Source organism: Hymenobacter arizonensis (genome assembly GCF_900115775.1).
In the GTDB taxonomy this organism is placed as follows: Bacteria; Bacteroidota; Bacteroidia; order Cytophagales; family Hymenobacteraceae; genus Hymenobacter; species Hymenobacter arizonensis.
This window is the reverse complement of sequence record NZ_FOXS01000002.1, coordinates 262485-280363: the sequence shown is the minus strand read 5'-3', so window position 1 is coordinate 280363 and position 17879 is coordinate 262485. Positions and strand designations below refer to the sequence as shown.

At 56.9% G+C, this 17879-nt stretch carries 10 protein-coding genes; 9 read left to right on the top strand and 1 reads right to left on the bottom strand.

Going from position 1 to position 17879, the window contains the following annotated elements; all coding sequences use genetic code 11:
- Positions 1-199 precede the first annotated feature (199 nt).
- Positions 200-1576, bottom strand: coding sequence for an amidohydrolase family protein (locus tag BMZ66_RS07640; protein WP_177204641.1), 1377 nt, complete (start codon positions 1574-1576; stop codon positions 200-202).
- 488 nt (positions 1577-2064) lie between these two features.
- Here BMZ66_RS07640 and BMZ66_RS26245 point away from each other — a divergent pair, with 488 nt between their 5' ends.
- The 9 genes from BMZ66_RS26245 to araA all read left to right on the top strand — a co-directional run bounded on the left by BMZ66_RS26245 (position 2065) and on the right by araA (position 17820).
- A complete protein-coding gene (locus tag BMZ66_RS26245; RefSeq protein ID WP_092670757.1) occupies positions 2065-4203 on the top strand; it encodes an Ig-like domain-containing protein in 2139 nt (712 codons plus the stop codon).
- A gap of 502 nt (positions 4204-4705) precedes the next feature.
- A complete protein-coding gene (locus BMZ66_RS07630; protein WP_092670755.1) occupies positions 4706-7837 on the top strand; it encodes a SusC/RagA family TonB-linked outer membrane protein in 3132 nt (1043 codons plus the stop codon).
- Between the two features lie 64 nt (positions 7838-7901).
- Positions 7902-9422: a RagB/SusD family nutrient uptake outer membrane protein gene (locus BMZ66_RS07625; RefSeq protein ID WP_092670753.1), complete on the top strand. Its 1521-nt coding sequence runs from the start codon at positions 7902-7904 to the stop codon at positions 9420-9422.
- A gap of 93 nt (positions 9423-9515) precedes the next feature.
- A complete protein-coding gene (locus tag BMZ66_RS07620) occupies positions 9516-10592 on the top strand; it encodes a glycoside hydrolase family 43 protein (RefSeq protein WP_234795023.1) in 1077 nt (358 codons plus the stop codon).
- A gap of 44 nt (positions 10593-10636) precedes the next feature.
- Positions 10637-12367: a family 43 glycosylhydrolase gene (locus tag BMZ66_RS07615; protein WP_092670751.1), complete on the top strand. Its 1731-nt coding sequence runs from the start codon at positions 10637-10639 to the stop codon at positions 12365-12367.
- Between the two features lie 50 nt (positions 12368-12417).
- Entirely contained in the window at positions 12418-13617 is a 1200-nt protein-coding gene (locus BMZ66_RS07610; protein ID WP_092670749.1) for an aldose epimerase family protein, read from the top strand.
- A 119-nt stretch (positions 13618-13736) separates the two neighbouring features.
- Positions 13737-15458, top strand: a complete 1722-nt coding sequence (locus BMZ66_RS07605; RefSeq protein ID WP_234795022.1) for a ribulokinase — start codon at positions 13737-13739, stop codon at positions 15456-15458.
- Positions 15455-16156: an L-ribulose-5-phosphate 4-epimerase gene (locus BMZ66_RS07600; protein WP_092670745.1), complete on the top strand. Its 702-nt coding sequence runs from the start codon at positions 15455-15457 to the stop codon at positions 16154-16156. The genes BMZ66_RS07605 and BMZ66_RS07600 overlap by 4 nt, the downstream gene beginning before the upstream one ends.
- Positions 16157-16335: 179 nt before the next feature.
- Positions 16336-17820, top strand: coding sequence for an L-arabinose isomerase (gene araA, locus BMZ66_RS07595; RefSeq protein WP_092670743.1), 1485 nt, complete (start codon positions 16336-16338; stop codon positions 17818-17820).
- Positions 17821-17879 lie beyond the last annotated feature (59 nt).

Sequence of the window (17879 nt, the reverse complement as noted above, 5' to 3'; positions counted from 1 at the left end):
CCAATAGGGGCGCGTTCCGCAGGAGTTTTTCGTCCGCAGTTCACCTCTCCCCAATCGATTTTTCAGACTCTCTGGCGGCATTTTGCGCTGTGGGCTTCGGAGTCGCAACCTCTCAGGGCGCCGCTTGCGGACAACGGTTTTTTGCCAGAAAAAACATGCGCAAGCTGTCGTCGCCGCAATGTGCCGCCTTCGGAGCCGCCTAATTCAGGCCCACTTTGCCTTTCATCGACTCAAACAGCTTGGGCGAATCAAAGCCCACACCCTTTTTGAAGACGATTTCCATCTTGCGTACCTGCCGAATGTCCTTCTCCGGGTCGCCATCGATAAGAATAAGGTCGGCCTGCTTGCCGGCCTCAATGGTGCCAATTTCTTTCTCGCGGCCCAGGTAAATGGCGCCGTTCAGGGTGCTGATTTTGATGGCTTGCACCGGGGTAAAGCCTCCCTCGACGAGCAGCTCAATTTGGCGCCGGTTGGCGTAGCCCGCAATGGTGCGGCCGGCGCCGGTAGGGTCGGTGCCGGATACCAACAAGCCTCCAGCATCGTAAAACTGCTTTTCCCAAGCCATTTCCTTTTTAAAAAGCCGCACGCTGGCCGAATCTTTCTGCTGGTTCTGTTGCCAGGTGGCCGTTTCACGCTCCTGCAGCTGCGGAATCAACGACTCCAGCCCGCCGCCCAGCACCACCTCACGGCCCGTGTAGGGCTCGAACACCGGCAGGGTAGAGGTGAGGGCCACCTTCTTGCTGATTAGGAAGCGGATGAGGCTCGTCATCTCGGGGCTGTTCTGGGGCAGGCGCAGCAGCGATTGCCGGGCCGCCGGGTAGTCGGCCACGTCTGCCACCTTGTTGGGCACAAAGTCCGAGCTGGCCATGAAGCCGTGCTCCAAGTTATCGATGCCGATTTCGGCCGCCTCGCGGTAGGTGATGGAGCAGAGGTGGCCGGTTATTTTAAGCTTGCGCGGATGGGCCTCGCGCACCACGGCGGCAAGGTCGGCCCGGGTGGCGTGCATGTACATCTTGAAAGACGTGCAGCCCTTGTCGGCCCAGAACCTAGTAGTAGCGGCGGCATCTTCGGGGCCTTTCACAGTGCTCAGGGCTGGAATGTCCAGGCTGGGTTCTTCGATGTAAGGCGCGGTCACGTCCATATCGGGTCCAATAACCTTGCCCTCTGAAATCATGCGCTTAATGGCCAGGTCGGTCTGGGGCTCGATGCTGCCGGCCGTGCGGATGGTGGTGGCTCCCCCGGCCAGGTACAGCCGCGGAAACGAATAGGGCATCTGGGCAATGTTGAAGTAGCTGCCCGCCGGCATGGTGTAGTACAAGTGCTCGTGCAGCATTACCAAGCCAGGAATGAGCGTTTTGCCTGCGCAGTTGATGACCTGGGCCCCGGCGGGCACTTTCACTTTTTTCATGGGGCCCACCTGCATAATGCGGCCGTTTTGCAGCAGCACCGTTTGGTGCAGTTGGGGCGGGTGTCCGGTGCCGTCTATCACCTTGGCATCGGTGAGGGCCACAGTAGGGGTGTTTACCTTAATGAACTCCCGGACTTGCGGGGTGAATTGCTGAGCAATCGCGGGCACAAGCCTAGTGAGAAGCAAGCAGGCGCTGAGCAGCAAGGTTCGAGGGCGAATGGTCATTGCAGAGGAAGAGTCTACGGGAAAGTCGTTACGTCAGTAAATAAAAAAGCAGCCGAACCAAGCGAAGGCGCAAAGTCGCCCAGAAGGTCGACTATTAGCTATACCGTTCGTCTCTTAATGTAGCGCTTGAACAGTGCCTGTGTGCTGCTCAGGTACTAAAAAGAAAAATGATTACAGCGCCTATTTTAAAACATTACAACATAAAACTTAAATATATTTGGTACATTAACGTTTGAAAATTATAAAATAAACAGAGCTAAAAACTGATAATTTGTTGTAAATGAACTCTTGAAAGATGAGAGTTTACTATAATCTGCTAAGGTCTTAATATCTTTGTGTAAATAATAGCAAAATTGTACTTTAACATTTAAATCCTTCCTGAATTGAAAACAATAATTACATATTTTACCTGTTTAGGCTTATTCCTATTCATGGTACCATTTTCCAGCTATGGCCAGGGCTGCGACAACAAAATCACCATCAACATTGGAGGGATAGGGATAACGTCTAGGCCTAACAGCACCAACGGGGAAACTTTGAGTTTCTGCCCGGATGGGACAAACTCAATTTTTATTGCTGGTTCCACGTCAGCCCCCAACTCTGGATTGTCGTGGACTGCTACTACCAATGGCGTTACCGTACAGATTCCGGCTACCACCAGAACGGATAATAGGGGTACCTATAGTGATATCACCGTATCCCCTTCATCTGCCACCACTTACACCCTAAATAGCTTGAATGGCTGTAGCGGAGGCCAGAATGGTGTTCTAGCTTCCCAGACTTTCACACTAGCGCCTTCGCTATCCATTACTTCAAGCAATGGTACTTCTGTTTGCGCCGGTGGTCCTACTGTGCTGACGGCAACTGGCGCTACAAACAATCTGTACACATGGTCGGCACCGGGCATGACCACCGTGGTTACCAACGGCACGCTGACGGTAAATCCTACCGTAACGACGACTTACACGGTAAGCACGCCGTCTTCGGGCACTTGTGGTGCTGCCAGCCAGACCATTTCTGTTGGAGTGAGGCAGGTCAGCATTTCACCGGTGGCTCCTGTGGTTTGCGCCAACCAACCGGTGCTTTTGACGGCCACTTATTCTGGTACTGCCGTCAACAGCTACCGCTGGTATAATGTGGCTAATCCCAGCGCTACCCTCGCTACCACCGCATCATACAATGTCACGAACCTCACTGCCACAACTACCTATGCTGTGGATGTGGTTAGCGCGGACTGCGGCAGTTTTACCCGCCAGGAGACCGTAACGGTGGGTGGTGTAACAGCCGCCACGGTCGCTGTTACGCCATCATCGGCCTCGGTATGTGATGGCGGGGCCGTTAGTTTCGTTGCTAGCTCTAATAATGAAGCCACTACCTATGTGTGGCGTGTAAAAGGTAGTAATCCAGTGCTATCATCGATTGCTGCGTTGAACATCCCTAGGTTGAACCAAACAACAACTTACGAGCTGTCATATACTACTTGCGGCCAAACCCTCACCCGAGATGTTGTCGCGACGGTAGTTACCCCTAACAGCAGCGTGAGTCCTTCGGCGGTTGCTATCTGTTCGGGTACTAGAACTACCCTTTCGGCCGTAACCAACGTCTCTACGGCTGAATTCAAGTGGTATGTAGGCAATACTTCGTCATCGATAATCTCGACCAGCCCTTCCATAAACGTTGGTCCTACTGCCAACACTACCTATGTACTGCAAGTACTAACTTCGTGTGGAACAACTCAGTATTCGTCTGTAGTGTCGGTGAACCCTGCCGTGACGGCTACCCCTTCGCAGACCATAGCACGTGGCACCACGGTCACGCTGACTGCAAGCGGCAGCACCAACGGGGCATATTCCTGGACTGCAACTTCCGGCGGTGTCACCAGCCCTGCCGGCAATAGCGCTAGCATTGTGGTTAGCCCCACCACCACCACCACTTACACCGTGACGGGCACCAACACTGCCGGCTGCACTACTGCAAGCTCGACCGTGACTGTAGTAGCGCCCCTGCCGGTTGAGCTCATCAGCTTCGATGCTGCCTGGAACGGCAAAACGCCGGTCCTTACTTGGGCTACTGCCACCGAAAAGAACAGCGCCTTCTTCGATATCGAACGCAGCTTTGATGGCGAAACCTTCAAAGCCGTGGGCAAGCACGATGCCGCTGGCACCACCAGTGCCCGTACCAACTACAAGTTTGTAGACGCGAGCCTGGGCCAAACGGCTGCTGCGGTTGTTTATTACCGTTTGCGCCAGGTCGACGTGTCGGGTGAGATGGCTTACTCGCCAGTGCGCACGCTGCAAGTAGCCGCGACCGCCAAGGCGTTCAACGCCGAAGTATTCCCGAACCCCTACGACAAGACGGTTGCCGTGCAGTTCACTTCGCTTAGCAATGAGGCCGTCAGCTTCATCGTTCGCAACGTGCTTGGCCAGACGGTGCTGACCAAAACGGTTTCGGCCGTGGCGGGCTCGCGGGAAGAGCCGCTGGCCGAAGCCAGTGCTTTGCCACTGGGCATGTACTACCTCACCATCCGCCAGGGCAACCAGCAACAAGTACTACGCCTGAGCCACCGCTAGGCGAAAGACTGGCCCACAAAAGGCCGCAAACAAAAAGACCCGCGCCGTTGAGACGCGGGTCTTTTTGTTTGCGGCCTTTTGGCTATTGAGGTAGACATGCAAGGCAATACCCCTGGAAGGGGTTACTGAGTTGACAACCTACGGGCCACCCTGGCTGAAACGCAAGCAGAGCCAAGCTCACATCTGCCTCCCAGGATAAACGATAAATTTTTGCGTTTTGCGAAGAAAAAACAATCGATAAATTGATAATGCCAACAAATTCCATTAACATTGTCAATCTTCAGCCGCATCCCCGACCGTCAGATTCTGCCGCGCGATAAATGCCTGAAGAGCTGCAAATGCCTCTATTGCGCTTCCAGACTATTTTCTGAGCCTGTAAGGCCCTGTAACACCCACTACTCTTTCTCTCGGACGTCTCTCTTCAATTTGCTGTAATTGCCAAAATAAGGCGCCTCATTACACAATCGATTGTGCTTGTTCTCACCAATTCCCACAAGTTTTTATGAAAAAGTCAGTACCCAAAATGCAAGGGCTAGCGGTGCCAGCCTTGCTCGGGGGCTTGCTGTTGCTGCCCGTGGTTGGCCAGGCAACGGTAGCGGCACCCGTAAGTGTATCCATGGCCTTGCTGCAGGCCGCCGACACGCCCGTCACCGGGCGCATTACTGATGAGAGCGGCGCTGGGCTTCCTGGCGTGACGGTGCTCGTGAAAGGGACCACCAATGGCACCCAAACCGATGCCGATGGTCGCTACAGCATTGTGGCCCCGGCTGGGGCCACGCTGGTGTTCTCCTATGTGGGCTACACTTCGCAGGAAGTGGCCGTGGGCGGGCGTACTAGCGTTGATGCCCGATTGGGAGTCAATGCGCAAGGGCTGTCGGAAGTCGTGGTGGTGGGCTATCTGCAGCAAGACCGCCAGAACGTGACTAGCGCTGTGAGCAGCCTCGATGTTCGAGAGGCAGCTAAAACGCCAGTGCCCACCTTGGCGCAATCGATTCAGGGCCGCACGCCAGGTGTACAAGTAGAAGGCACTGGTGGTCCTGGCGCGGTGCCCAACATCGTTATCCGAGGTATTGGCAGCTTTTCCAGCGGCAGTAATCCTTTGTATGTGATTGACGGACTATGGACAGACAACATTCGGGACCTAAGCCCAAATGATATTGAGTCGGTTACGGTGCTAAAAGATGCTTCGTCGACGGCGGTGTACGGTTCGCGCGGTGCCAACGGCGTTATTGTCGTCACCACCAAGCGTGGTTTGGCCGGTGCCCCAAAAATTAGCTTTAATGGCTATATGGGAGCGGAAAGCATCTATAAAAGCTACGACATGGCCAACCACAGTGAGTGGGCTGACCGTAGTGCGGTAGCGTATGCCAACGCCGGACTTCCACCCCTGGCAGGTGCCAATAAAGCGGGCGGAACATTCACGAATGCCATCGATACAGACTGGCAAAAGGAGTTTTTCCAGACTGGCCGCGTACAAGACTACAACCTGTCGTTTTCGGGCGGAAACCAGGGCGATAAAAGCGCCAGCAATTTCCTGATTTCAGGCGGCTACTTTAATCAAGAAGGCATTGTGAAAGGCCCCAAGTTTGAGCGCTACAGCGTGCGCCTCAACTCCGGCCTGACTCGTGGTCGACTTAAGATTGGCCAAAGCGCTTTGTTGACGCACATCAATACCACTCTGCTTAATAACGTAGCTTTCGTGGACGTGCTGACCATGCTGCCTGGCATTCCGGTGCGCGACCCCGCGAACCGCAGCGGTTTTGGTTATGGCAACGCGGCGCTGTTTAATTACTCAGTAAACCCCATCGCGGCTCAGGAAATTCTCAATCGTACCCAGCGCAACCAGCGCCTGCAAGGCAGTGCCAACGCTGAGTTTGCCTTTACTGATTTCCTTTCTTACCGCCTGAACTTGGGCCTGGAGGCGCACCTCTACTTCGATAAAGATGCTCGCAAAGAAGGTCGCATCCGCCTGGGTGACCCCGATGAAGACCAAACGTTCCTGAACGAAAACCGGGGCTTCCAGAGCACTCTGTTGGTGGAAAACACCCTGAACTTCAACAAGCGCTTTGGCGATAACAGTGTGAACGCGGTGGCGGGCTACTCGGAGCAGTCCTACCGTGGCGACAACACATCGGCGCGTTCTACGGGCTTCCAGTCGGTGCCTCAATATTATTTTGTGCAAAGTGCTGCTACCAACGCCACGCCTACTGTGGGCGGTGGCGAAGACGAATGGGCAAAACGCTCCTTCTTTGGCCAGATTAACTACGACTACAAAAACCGTTACTTGGTTACGGGTAGCTTCCGTCGCGACGGCTCATCGCGCTTCGACCGGACCCGGCAGTACGGCAACTTCGGTGCGGCCTCGGTGGGCTGGCGGGTTAGCGAGGAGGACTTCTTCAAAAGCGCCCTGCCTTTCGTGAGCAACGCAAAGCTGCGGGCTAGCTACGGTGTGAATGGCAACGACAATCTGCCCGGTTCTTACCTGTATCAGGCCAACGTGAACCAGAACGTAAACTACGTATTTGGCACAGGCCAGGTGGTTACCAACGGCGCCATCCAGATTGGGGTAGAAAGCAAAGACATTCGCTGGGAGTCGCGTTATACCACGGACTTTGGTGTGGACTTGGCTTTTCTTGAAAACCGCGTAACCCTGTCGGCGGACTACTATATCTCGACCACCAAGGACGCACTAGTAAGCCCACCGCTGCCCACTTACTTGGGTATTTTCGACACGCCACCGTTTACCAACTTGGGTGAAATTCAAAACAAAGGCTTTGAGTTTGCCTTAGGTTACCACGAAAACCGTAATGCCTTCACCTACGGTGCCGACCTGACCCTGACCACAGTCAGAAACAAAGTGCTGGCGTTGTCGGAGCTACAGCCCAACATTCCGGGTGCACTGAACGTGACCCGCACCACGGTAGGCCAGCCCATCAGCCGCCTGTTCCTGATTCCGATGCTGGGTATTTTCCAGTCGCAGGACGAAATTGATAACTACAAGAGTGCCTCCGGTCGCGTGATTCAACCCACTGCCAAGCCCGGCGATGTGAAGTACGAAGACGTAGACGGTGATGGCTTCATCAACAACGATTTGGACCGCCGCTTCTTCGGCAATCCTTTCCCCACGCTCCAGTTTGGTTTGAACCTGAACGCTGCCTTCAAAGGTTTCGACGCCAGTGTGTTCTTCCAAGGTGTAACCGGTAACGACGTGTTCAACTCGACCCGGGCTTCGCTCGACCAACTGGATGGCCAGACCAACTTCCGCCGCGACTTGGAACCCTGGACCGAGCAGAACCGCTCCAACACCACTCCTCGTTTTATAAACGGTGGCAACAACGGTCAGAACACCTTGCGTCAGACTTCGCGTTGGGTAGAAGACGGCAGCTACATGCGCCTGCGCAACATTCAAATTGGCTACACCCTGCCCCAAACGCTGAGCAATGTTGTGCCCGGCTTGGGTAGCGTGCGGGTATACGTGACCGGCCGCAACGTGTTCACGCTGACCAAGTACACAGGCTTCGACCCTGAAACGCCAGGAGTCGACTATCTGCGAAATCCGTTTGGTCGTGGCGTCGACGATGGCAGCTATCCAAACGTGCGGTCGTTCACCGGTGGCTTGCAGGTCAATTTTTAAATCCTTTTGACGCTGCTAGGCCCAAGGGCGCGGGCGGCCTCAATCCTCCTCTTTGCTTCATATTATGAAACGCTATAAAATCTCCACATTCCTGTTGGCAGGCAGCCTCCTACTCAGCACGAGCGGCTGTAAGGAAGACTTGCTGGATAAAGTCAACCCAAACCGTCCGAACACGGAACAGTTCTGGCAGTCGGAAAGCGATGCAACCCGGGCCGTAACCGCCATGTACGGCGGCTTGCAGGTTATCGGCACCTACGGGCAGCGCTGGCACTTCGCCACCGTGCCCCGGTCCGATGAGGCTTTCAGCCAAAGCCCCTACGTTGAGCTGGCCCAGTACACGCGCTTTGTCCAGCAGAACACCACGTTTGAGTACACCTACTTCATGTGGATTGACATGTACCGGGCCATCTTCCGGTGCAACCAGGTCATTGCACGGGTGCCAGGCATTCAAATGAACGAGCAGCTGAAGAAGCGACTCGTGGCCGAGGCCCTTTTTGTGCGGGCACTGTGCTATTATGACCTGTCGATGACCTTTGGCAATGTGCCGCTGAACCTAGTGGTGGCCGATGCTAATACCCGCATTCCTCAGGGCACGGTAGAGTCGGTGCAGGCGCAGGTTATCACTGATTTGCTGGCTGCCAAAGCAGATTTGCCTTTGGTATCGGCGTACAGTGCCAACGATAAAGGACGCGCTACGAAAGGCGCCGCAGCTGGCTTGCTTGGCCGGGTATACATGCAGCAGCGCAAGTGGACCGAGGCCTCAGCTCAGTTCGCCGAAGTCATCAGCTCGAACCAATACTCTTTGGTGCCGAACTACGTCGATAACTTCACGATGGCCAATGAGAACAACAGCGAGTCGTTGTTTGAGGTACAGTTCTCTGATGCGTCCATCACTCCCGGTCAGGACTTTGCCGGTGCTGGCGAAGGCAACGAGCGGGCTCAGTTCTTTGGCCCTCCCGGCATTGGATTTGCCGATGTAGAGGCTCGCCGCTGGATTTTTGATGAATTTACCGACCGCACCACCACCGGGCAGGTAGACCCGCGCCGCGACGCAACTTTGTTCAGTGCCGTGGGCACTCCCACGGTGTATGGTCGACCTTTTGGTGCTGGCAATAACGGCCTGAACTTGAACCCCTCGCGCTACTTCTGGCGCAAGTATCAGAACGACCGGACTAAGAGCTCGGAGAACTTCTTTTCGGGCATTAATATCCGCCTGCTTCGCTACGCAGACGTGCTGCTCATGCAGGCTGAAGCGCTAAACGAACTTAATCGTCCTGCCGACGCCGTTCCACTGGTGAACCAGGTCCGCGCTCGTGTGGGCCTGACCCCCATTGCCGCAACCTTAAGCCAAGCCCAGATGCGTGACCAGATTCGCCACGAGCGGGTGACAGAGCTCTCGGGTGAAGGCATGCGCTGGTACGACATCAACCGTTACGGCCTGTTAAATAACCAAGCAGGCATCGACGAGCTCAAAACCCGGGATGCTGACTTTAATAATTTTGTGCTGGGTAAATCGCAGTGGTTGCCAATTCCGCAGACCGACATTGACATCGACCGGAGCATTAAGCAGAACCCGGGCTACTAAAAAAGAGAGGTGAGAAAAAAGCCGTCCTGGGCTGCAACCCGGGGCGGTTTTTTCAAATGGTTGGCTCATGGCGCTACTGTTTTGCAATTGCTTATGAAGAGTGCTATGCGCTACGTCTACCATCTACTGTTTTGGGTGCTCATACTCGGGAGCACAGCCTGCCAGAAAAGCAAGCCCGCCCCGTTTGTGCCGCTGGCGGTGACGCCTCCTGCGGCAACCACTACGTTCACAAACCCGCTGCTACCTTCCGGCCCCGACCCGTGGGTGTATGAAAAGGACGGCTTCTACTACTACATGCACACGCTGAATGACCGGTTGGCCATTTGGAAAACTGCGAAAATGTCTGACTTAAGCCGGGCCACTCCGGTCACGGTCTGGACGCCTCCAAGAACAGGCAACGCCTCGAGCAACCTGTGGGCCCCAGAACTTTTCTTTCTGGACGGCAAGTGGTACATCTATTACACGGCTGGCCCTGCTAATGTGGGCTTAGGCCAGCAAAAAACATGGGTACTGGAAAACGCCAGCGCCGACCCCACCACCAACACCTGGGTCGACCGTGGGCGCCTGTTTAGCCCCATTACCGACTTTTGGGCCATTGATGGTACCATACTAGAGCAAAACGGCAACCGCTACTTCATCTGGTCGGGCCACGACGGCATCGACGCAGTGCAACGACTTTACATCTCGCGCATGAGCAACCCCTGGACCCTAACCGGCCCCCGGGTAGAGCTGTCTCACCCCCAATATGCTTGGGAAAATGTAGGGCCACCTTTTGTAAACGAAGGACCCGAAATCATTAAACACGGCAGCAAAACCAATCTGGTGTATTCCGCCAGCTTTTGTGGCGCCGACCAGTATGCCCTGGGCTTGCTGACTGCCTCAAGCACCGCCGACCCCATGCTACTTACTTCCTGGACCAAATCGGCCACGCCGATTTTCTCGCAAAGTCCGGCTAACCGGGCCTATGCCACAGGCCACAATGGGTTCTTTAAGTCGAAAGACGGGCAGGAGGACTGGATTATTTACCACGCTAATTCTAACCCCGACGAGGGCTGCGTGGAGAAGCGCAATCCGCGCATGCAAAAATTTGGCTGGAACGCCGACGACACGCCCAATTTTGGGGTTCCGGTTTCCATCAACACGCCCATTCTGAAGCCTTCGGGCGAATAGCTTTCATCCGGGCAGGGCGGCCCTTCATTTAGCTTTCCTTCGTGATGACTCAACCTTTCCTAAATCATAGCGCTGCTGAACTCCCTCTTACCCGGGAGTCAACCCAAGCCATAAAGTCTGCCCTGCTGCGGTGGTACCTGCTGTTGCTGGTGCTCTTGAGTTGGGCCTCAGCCCCCGCCTTTGCCCTGCAAGGCAATTTGGGCGCTCACGACCCCTCCACCATCGTGAAAGATGGCAACAAGTACTGGGTTTTTACCACCGGGCAAGGCATTCCAAGCAAATACTCCACCGACCTGGTGAACTGGACTGCTGGGCCACGCCCTGTGTTCACGGCAGCTACCCGGCCCAGCTGGATAACTACCAAGGTGCCCACGTTCGTGAACGACTACTGGGCTCCGGAGTGCATTTTCATGAACGGTAAATTTTACCTGTACTACTCTTGCTCGTCGTTTGGTTCCAACGTATCGGGCATCGGACTGGCCACGAACGTAACCCTCGACCCGGCCAACCCCAACTATAACTGGGTTGACGAAGGCGAGGTGATTTCCAGCAACGCGGGTAGCACCTTCAACGCCATCGACCCGGCCGTCTTCAAGGAGGGCAACAACGTGTGGTTTACCTATGGCTCCTTTTTTGGCGGCCTTAGCATGTTTCCCTTGGACCCGGCTACCGGCAAGCGCCAAGGTAATACCAGCACCACCGTGGCCAATGGCAACCCCGAAGCCCCCTTCCTTACCAAGCACGGCAACTTCTACTACATGTTCATCAACCGGGGCGCTTGCTGCAATGGCATCAACAGTACCTATTATATTTTGGTAGGCCGCTCAACTTCGCCCACCGGACCCTTTTTGGACCAAACTGGGCGCGACCTGAATAACAACGGCGGAACGGTGGTGCTGAACGTATCGGGCCGGTACGTGGGACCGGGCCATGCCGGCATTTTCGAAGAGAATGGAGTGAGCTATTTCTCGCACCATTACTACGACGGCGATGACAACGGCTTTCCCAAACTGGGCTTGGCCAAGTTAACCTGGGATGCCGCCGACTGGCCGCAGGTGACCCGCGATTGGGTTACTCCGGGCCGTTATGAGATTACCAGGCAGGGAAGTAATTTGGTGTGGCAGGCGCAGGGCTGCACCGGCGCGCAGGGCGATGCCGTAACGCAAAGCACCCGCACCGGCCAAGCGTGCCAGCAGTGGGACTTCACCCCAGCCGGTGATGGCGAATACCGAATTACCAACGCAGTAGGTGGTCTTGCTGCTGGTGTAGCAGGCTGCTCGGCGGCAAACGGTGCCGTACTACAGCTCGAAGCTGCCAATAACTCGCCGTGCCGACTGTTCCGGATTGACCGTGCCAACGACGGTAGCCTAGTGTTTGCGTCGGCCAATGGCAACCGAGTGGTGGAAGTGCCTTTTGCCTCAAACGTATCGGGAACACAATTGGCTTTGTTTGACTACAACGGCTGCTCCTGCCAGCGCTGGACGTTGTCGCTTGGTGCGCCCTTGACCACGCTTGCCAGCCGGAATATGGCTAACGTCAGCATCTACCCCATACCGGCCACCCTTGGCAATTTTACCCTAGACCTGACTGGCCGTAAGTCAAATGAAGCCGTGACCGTGGAGGTGCTCGACATGCAGGGCCGCGTGCTGTACCGCCGCGTGGTGGCGAACCCCCAGGCCAAGACGGCCGTGGAAGCGGGCCTGCTGCCGGGCCTCTTTTTGGTGCAAGTTCGCCAGGGCACCGGTCTGTTTACTCAAAAACTGACCGTTCTCTAGTTCCTTCGCATCGGACTTTTCCACTCAATCTCTTTTATCGCTTTTCTGTAATGACCATACCCCTCCGTTCCGTGCGTTTGGCCGTACCCCTTTCCAGCGTGCTGTTGCTGGCGGCCTGTGGGTCGAATAATTCTGCCGACCAGAGCACCGCCGCTTCGACCACTACTGCCGACTCTACTAAAACCACCACGACCATGCCCGTTTCCGCCCCTTTTGGCAAAACCACCGATGGCACCGAAGTGCAGCTCTTTACGCTGCGCAACTCCAGCGGCGCCCAGGCCACTATCACCAACTATGGCGGCACGCTGACCAGCCTCATGGTGCCCGATAAGGACGGCAAGATGGGCGATGTGATTTTGGGTTTTGATAACGTGAGCGGCTACCAGAGCGCGGAGTACCTGAAATCAGGCCCCTACTTTGGTGCATTGATTGGCCGCTACGGCAACCGCATTAAAGGAGGCAAATTCACCCTCGATGGCAAAAGCTACACCCTCGCCAAAAACAACGGGCCCAACACCCTGCACGGCGGCAAAGTGGGCTACGACAAAGTGGTGTGGCAGGCCGAGCCCGGCACTTCGGCCGACGGCCAAAGCCTCAAGCTGACCTACCTGAGCAAGGACGGTGAAGAAGGCTACCCCGGCAACCTGACCGTGACCGTGGTGTACACCCTCACCAACGACAACGCCCTCAAAATTGACTACACAGCCACGACCGACAAGGCCACGCCCATCAACCTCACCAACCACGCCTACTTCAACCTGAACCACGGCGCTGGCAAGGACATCTTGAATCACGAAGTAACCATCCCCGCCGACCGCTACACCGTGGTCGACGCCACGCTGATTCCAACCGGCGAGTTGCGCCCGGTGAAGGGCACGCCCTTCGACTTCACCACGCCCCACACCATCGGCGAGCGCATTGCGCAGGTGCCCGGTGGCTACGACCACAACTGGGTGCTGAACAATGCCTCGGCCAAGATGCACGCCGCAGCCACCGTATACGAGCCCGTGAGCGGCCGCACCATGGAGGTAACTACCGATGAGCCTGGCATCCAGTTCTACACCGGCAATTTCCTCGACGGCACCCTGAAAGGCAAGGCCGGCACCACCTACGGCAAGCACGCCGGCTTCTGCCTCGAAACCCAGCACTTCCCCGATTCGCCCAATCAGCCCAAGTTCCCCAACACGGTGCTGAAGCCGGGCGAGACGTTCCGCTCCACCAGCGTTTACAAGTTTGGGGTGCGGAAATAACCCATAATGAAGATTGGGGGATGAAGCACGAGGGTACCAGTGGTGGGAACCTTCTCCTTCGTCTTTGTCCCCCATTTCTTCATTTATCCTATTCCTACTTCCTCCCTATTTTATATCCCGTGGAACAACAATCCGCCACTCCTGCCTACGTTATTGGTGTTGACTATGGCACCGACTCGGTCCGTGCCGTGCTGGTCGATGCCCGCACAGGGGCCGAAATCAGCCAGGCCGTACACAACTACGCCCGCTGGAAAACCCTCCAATTCTGCAACCCCGCCCGCAACCAGTTTCGCCAGCATCCGCTCGACTACATCGAGGGCCTGGAGGCCGTGGTGCGCCAGGTATCCGGGCAAGTACCGGTCGCCCAAATCCTGGGCCTGGCCGTGGACACCACCGGCTCGACGCCCGGTGCCGTGAACGAGCAGGGCGTGGCCCTGGCCCTCACGCCGGGTTTTGAGAACAATCCCAACGCCATGTTCGTGCTCTGGAAAGACCACACGGCCCTGGACGAAGCTGCCGAAATCAACCACAAAGCCCGCACCTGGGGCGGCGAGGATTACACTAAGTTTGAGGGGGGAATCTATTCCTCCGAGTGGTTCTGGGCCAAAATCATGCACGTGGTGCGTGAGGATGAAGCCGTTGCCAGCGCTGCGCATTCTTGGATGGAGCACTGCGACTGGCTGACTTTGATGCTCACCGGCGGCGACCTCGCCAGCTTCAAGCGCAGCCGCTGCGCCGCGGGCCACAAGGCCATGTGGCACGAGAGCTGGGGCGGCCTGCCCTCCGAAGAATTCATCACGCACCTCGAGCCCAAACTGGCGGGCTTGCGCGAACGCCTGTTCGAGCAAACTTATACCGCCGACGAAGTAGCCGGCCGCCTCACCGAAGAGTGGGCCCAGCGCCTCGGTCTCACCACCGACACTGTTGTCGCTGTAGGCTCGTTCGATGCCCATGCGGGCGCCGTAGCCGGCGAAATCGAAGCCTATTCGATGGTGAAGGTGATGGGCACCAGCACTTGCGATATTGTGGTGGCCCCCACCAACGAAGTGGGCAGCCATCTAGTAGCGGGCATCTGCGGTCAGGTCGATGGCTCCGTGATTCCGGGCATGCTCGGACTTGAGGCCGGCCAATCGGCCTTCGGCGACTTGCTGGCCTGGTTCCGCCAGATGCTGGAGTGGCCCTTGCAGCAGGTGCTCCCAAGTTCTAAGGTGCTGACGCCGGAGCTGCAGGCCGCGTTGCGCGAAGAAATGAGCAACACCCTGCTGGTGCAGCTCAGCGAAGCCGCCGCGGCGGTGGACCCGGCCGAGTCCTCGGTACTGGCTCTGGACTGGGTGAACGGCCGCCGCACGCCCGACGCCAATCAGGCCCTGAAAGGCGCCATCATGAACTTGACCATGGGCACCAGCGCACCCCAGATTTTCCGGGCGCTGGTGGAGGCCATCTGCTATGGCTCCAAGCAAATAGTGGAGCGGTTTGAGCACGAGGATATTCCCATTAAGCAAGTCATAGGCATTGGCGGCGTGGCCAAGAAGTCGCAGTTTGTGATGCAGACCCTGGCCGATGTGCTGAACCGGCCCATCAAAATTGCAGTGTCGGAGCAGGCGCCTGCTTTGGGCGCGGCCATGTACGCGGCCGTGGCGGCCGGCGTTCACCCCGACGTGCTGACCGCCCAAAAAACCATGGGCAGCGGCTTTGCCGAAACCTACACGCCCAACCCCGCCCGCGTGGCCGACTACCAGGCCCGCTACGAGCAGTACCAGGCCTTCGGGCAGTTTGTGGAAACGACCACCCTGGGCGGCGAAAAAGTTGCCAAAGAAACCGCTGAAGCTGCCCACGCATGAGCCAGTACCAAGACCTGAAACAGGCGTGCTATGATGCCAACATGCAGCTGCCCAAGCTGGGGCTGGTGCTGTTCACCTTCGGCAACGCCAGCGTGGTCGACCGCGAAAAGGGTGTGTTCGCCATCAAGCCCAGCGGCGTTCCCTACGACACGCTGAAGGCCGAGGACATCGTTATTCTGGACTTCGCCAACCACGTGCTGGAAGGGGAGAAGCGCCCTTCGTCCGACACCAAAACCCACGCCGTGCTCTATAGCCACTGGGACCATATTGGCGGCATTGTGCACACGCACTCTACCTACGCTACGTCGTGGGCCCAGGCCCAGCTCGACATCCCCATTCTGGGCACCACCCACGCCGACCACCTCACCGCCGACATTCCCTGCGCGCCGCCCATGGAGGACGCCATGATTGCCGGCGACTACGAGCACCAAACCGGCTGGCAGATTCTTAACGAATTCCAGCGCCGCGGCCTCTCGCCCAAGGAAGTCGAAATGGTGTTGCTGGCCAACCATGCTCCCTTCACCTGGGGCAAGACCGTGGAGAAAGCCGTGTACAACAGCGCTGTGCTTGAAGAAGTGGCCCGCATGGCCTACCTGAGCTGCACGCTGCGCCCCAACGTGCCGCGCCTGAAAGACGCATTAATTCAGAAGCACTACGAGCGTAAGCACGGCGTGAATTCCTACTACGGGCAGTCGTAAAGTAGCGCGGTCGTACCCGGTAGGGACTTTGTAGTCCGCGTCCCGGCACGACACCTGAACGACTTTAGTAACAACCCCAATAACCCCAGCGGCGCGGGGACGCGGACTGCAAAGTCCGCGCTACAGCCAATTTAGATTAACGATTGTGTAGCTTCGGCTTCGCTTAATTCCACCCTCCTATGATTGACATTTCCCATTACGAAGCCTGGTTTATTACTGGTAGCCAGCACCTCTACGGTCCCGAAACCCTCGAGCAGGTAGCCCAGCACTCGCAGCAGATTGCCGCTGAGCTTGGCACCAAGCTGCCCATCAAGATTGTGTATAAGCCGGTGCTCACGGGGCCGCAGGAGATTTACAAGCTCATGCAGGAGGCCAACACCACCGAAAACTGCGTGGGTCTGATTGCCTGGATGCACACGTTTTCCCCCGCGAAAATGTGGATAAACGGCCTGAAAATTCTGCAAAAGCCTCTGGCGCATTTGCATACCCAGTTCAACCGTGACATTCCGTGGGCGGACATTGATATGGATTTCATGAACACCAACCAATCGGCGCACGGCGACCGGGAGTTTGGCTTCATTGGGACTCGCATGCGGCTCAATCGAAAAGTGGTGGTGGGCCACTGGCAGAGCGCCGCGGTGCAGGAAAGCCTGAGCGTGTGGTCCAGAGTGGCCAGCGCTTGGGCCGACTGGCAGGGTGCCAAGTTCATCCGCTTCGGCGACAACATGCGCTACGTAGCCGTGACTGAAGGCGACAAAGTAGAAGCCGAAATCAAGTTTGGCTACTCGGTAAACACCTACGGCATCGGTGACCTCGTGGCGGTTATCAACCAGATAAGCGACGAGCAGGTGAACGAGCTGATGGCTACCTACGAGCAGGAGTATGAACTGGCCGATGCCCTGAAAGACGGCGGCGACCAGCGTGACAGCCTGCGCGAAGCGGCCCGCATCGAAGCCGGCATGCGCAAGTTCCTGCAGGACACCGGCGCTAAAGGCTTCACCGATACTTTCGAGGACCTGCACGGCATGGCTCAGCTGCCCGGCATCGCCACGCAGCGCCTCATGGCCGAGGGCTACGGCTTCGGCGGTGAAGGCGACTGGAAAACTTCGGCCCTGGTGCGCGCCATGAAGGTGATGGGCGCCGGCCTGCCCGGCGGCAACTCTTTCATGGAAGATTACACCTACCACTTCGCGCCCGGCAACGAGCAGGTGCTCGGCTCACACATGCTGGAAATCTGCCCCACCATCGCCGAAGGCAAAGTGAAGTGCGAAGTGCACCCGCTGGGCATCGGTGGCAAAGCCGACCCCGTGCGTCTGGTTTTCAACTGCCCCGCCGGCCCGGCCCTGAACGCGACCATCGTGGACCTCGGCAACCGCTTCCGCATGATAGTAAACGAAGTAGAAGCCGTAGCGCCTGAGCACGACCTGCCCAAGCTACCCGTAGCCCGCGTGCTCTGGAAAGTGAAGCCCGACCTCGCCACCGGCGCAGCCGCCTGGATACTGGCCGGCGGTGCCCACCACACCGGCTACAGCCAAAACCTAACCGCCGAGTACCTGGAAGACTTTGCCGAAATGGCTGGTATTGAATACGTGCTGATTGACGACGACACCAAGCTGCGCACGTTCAAAAACGAGCTGCGGTACAACGAAGTGGCTTTTCGATAAAGGGCGATAGCGCGGGGCTCTGCCCCGTGTTAATTACTCGCAGGCCTCCCGGCCTGCAT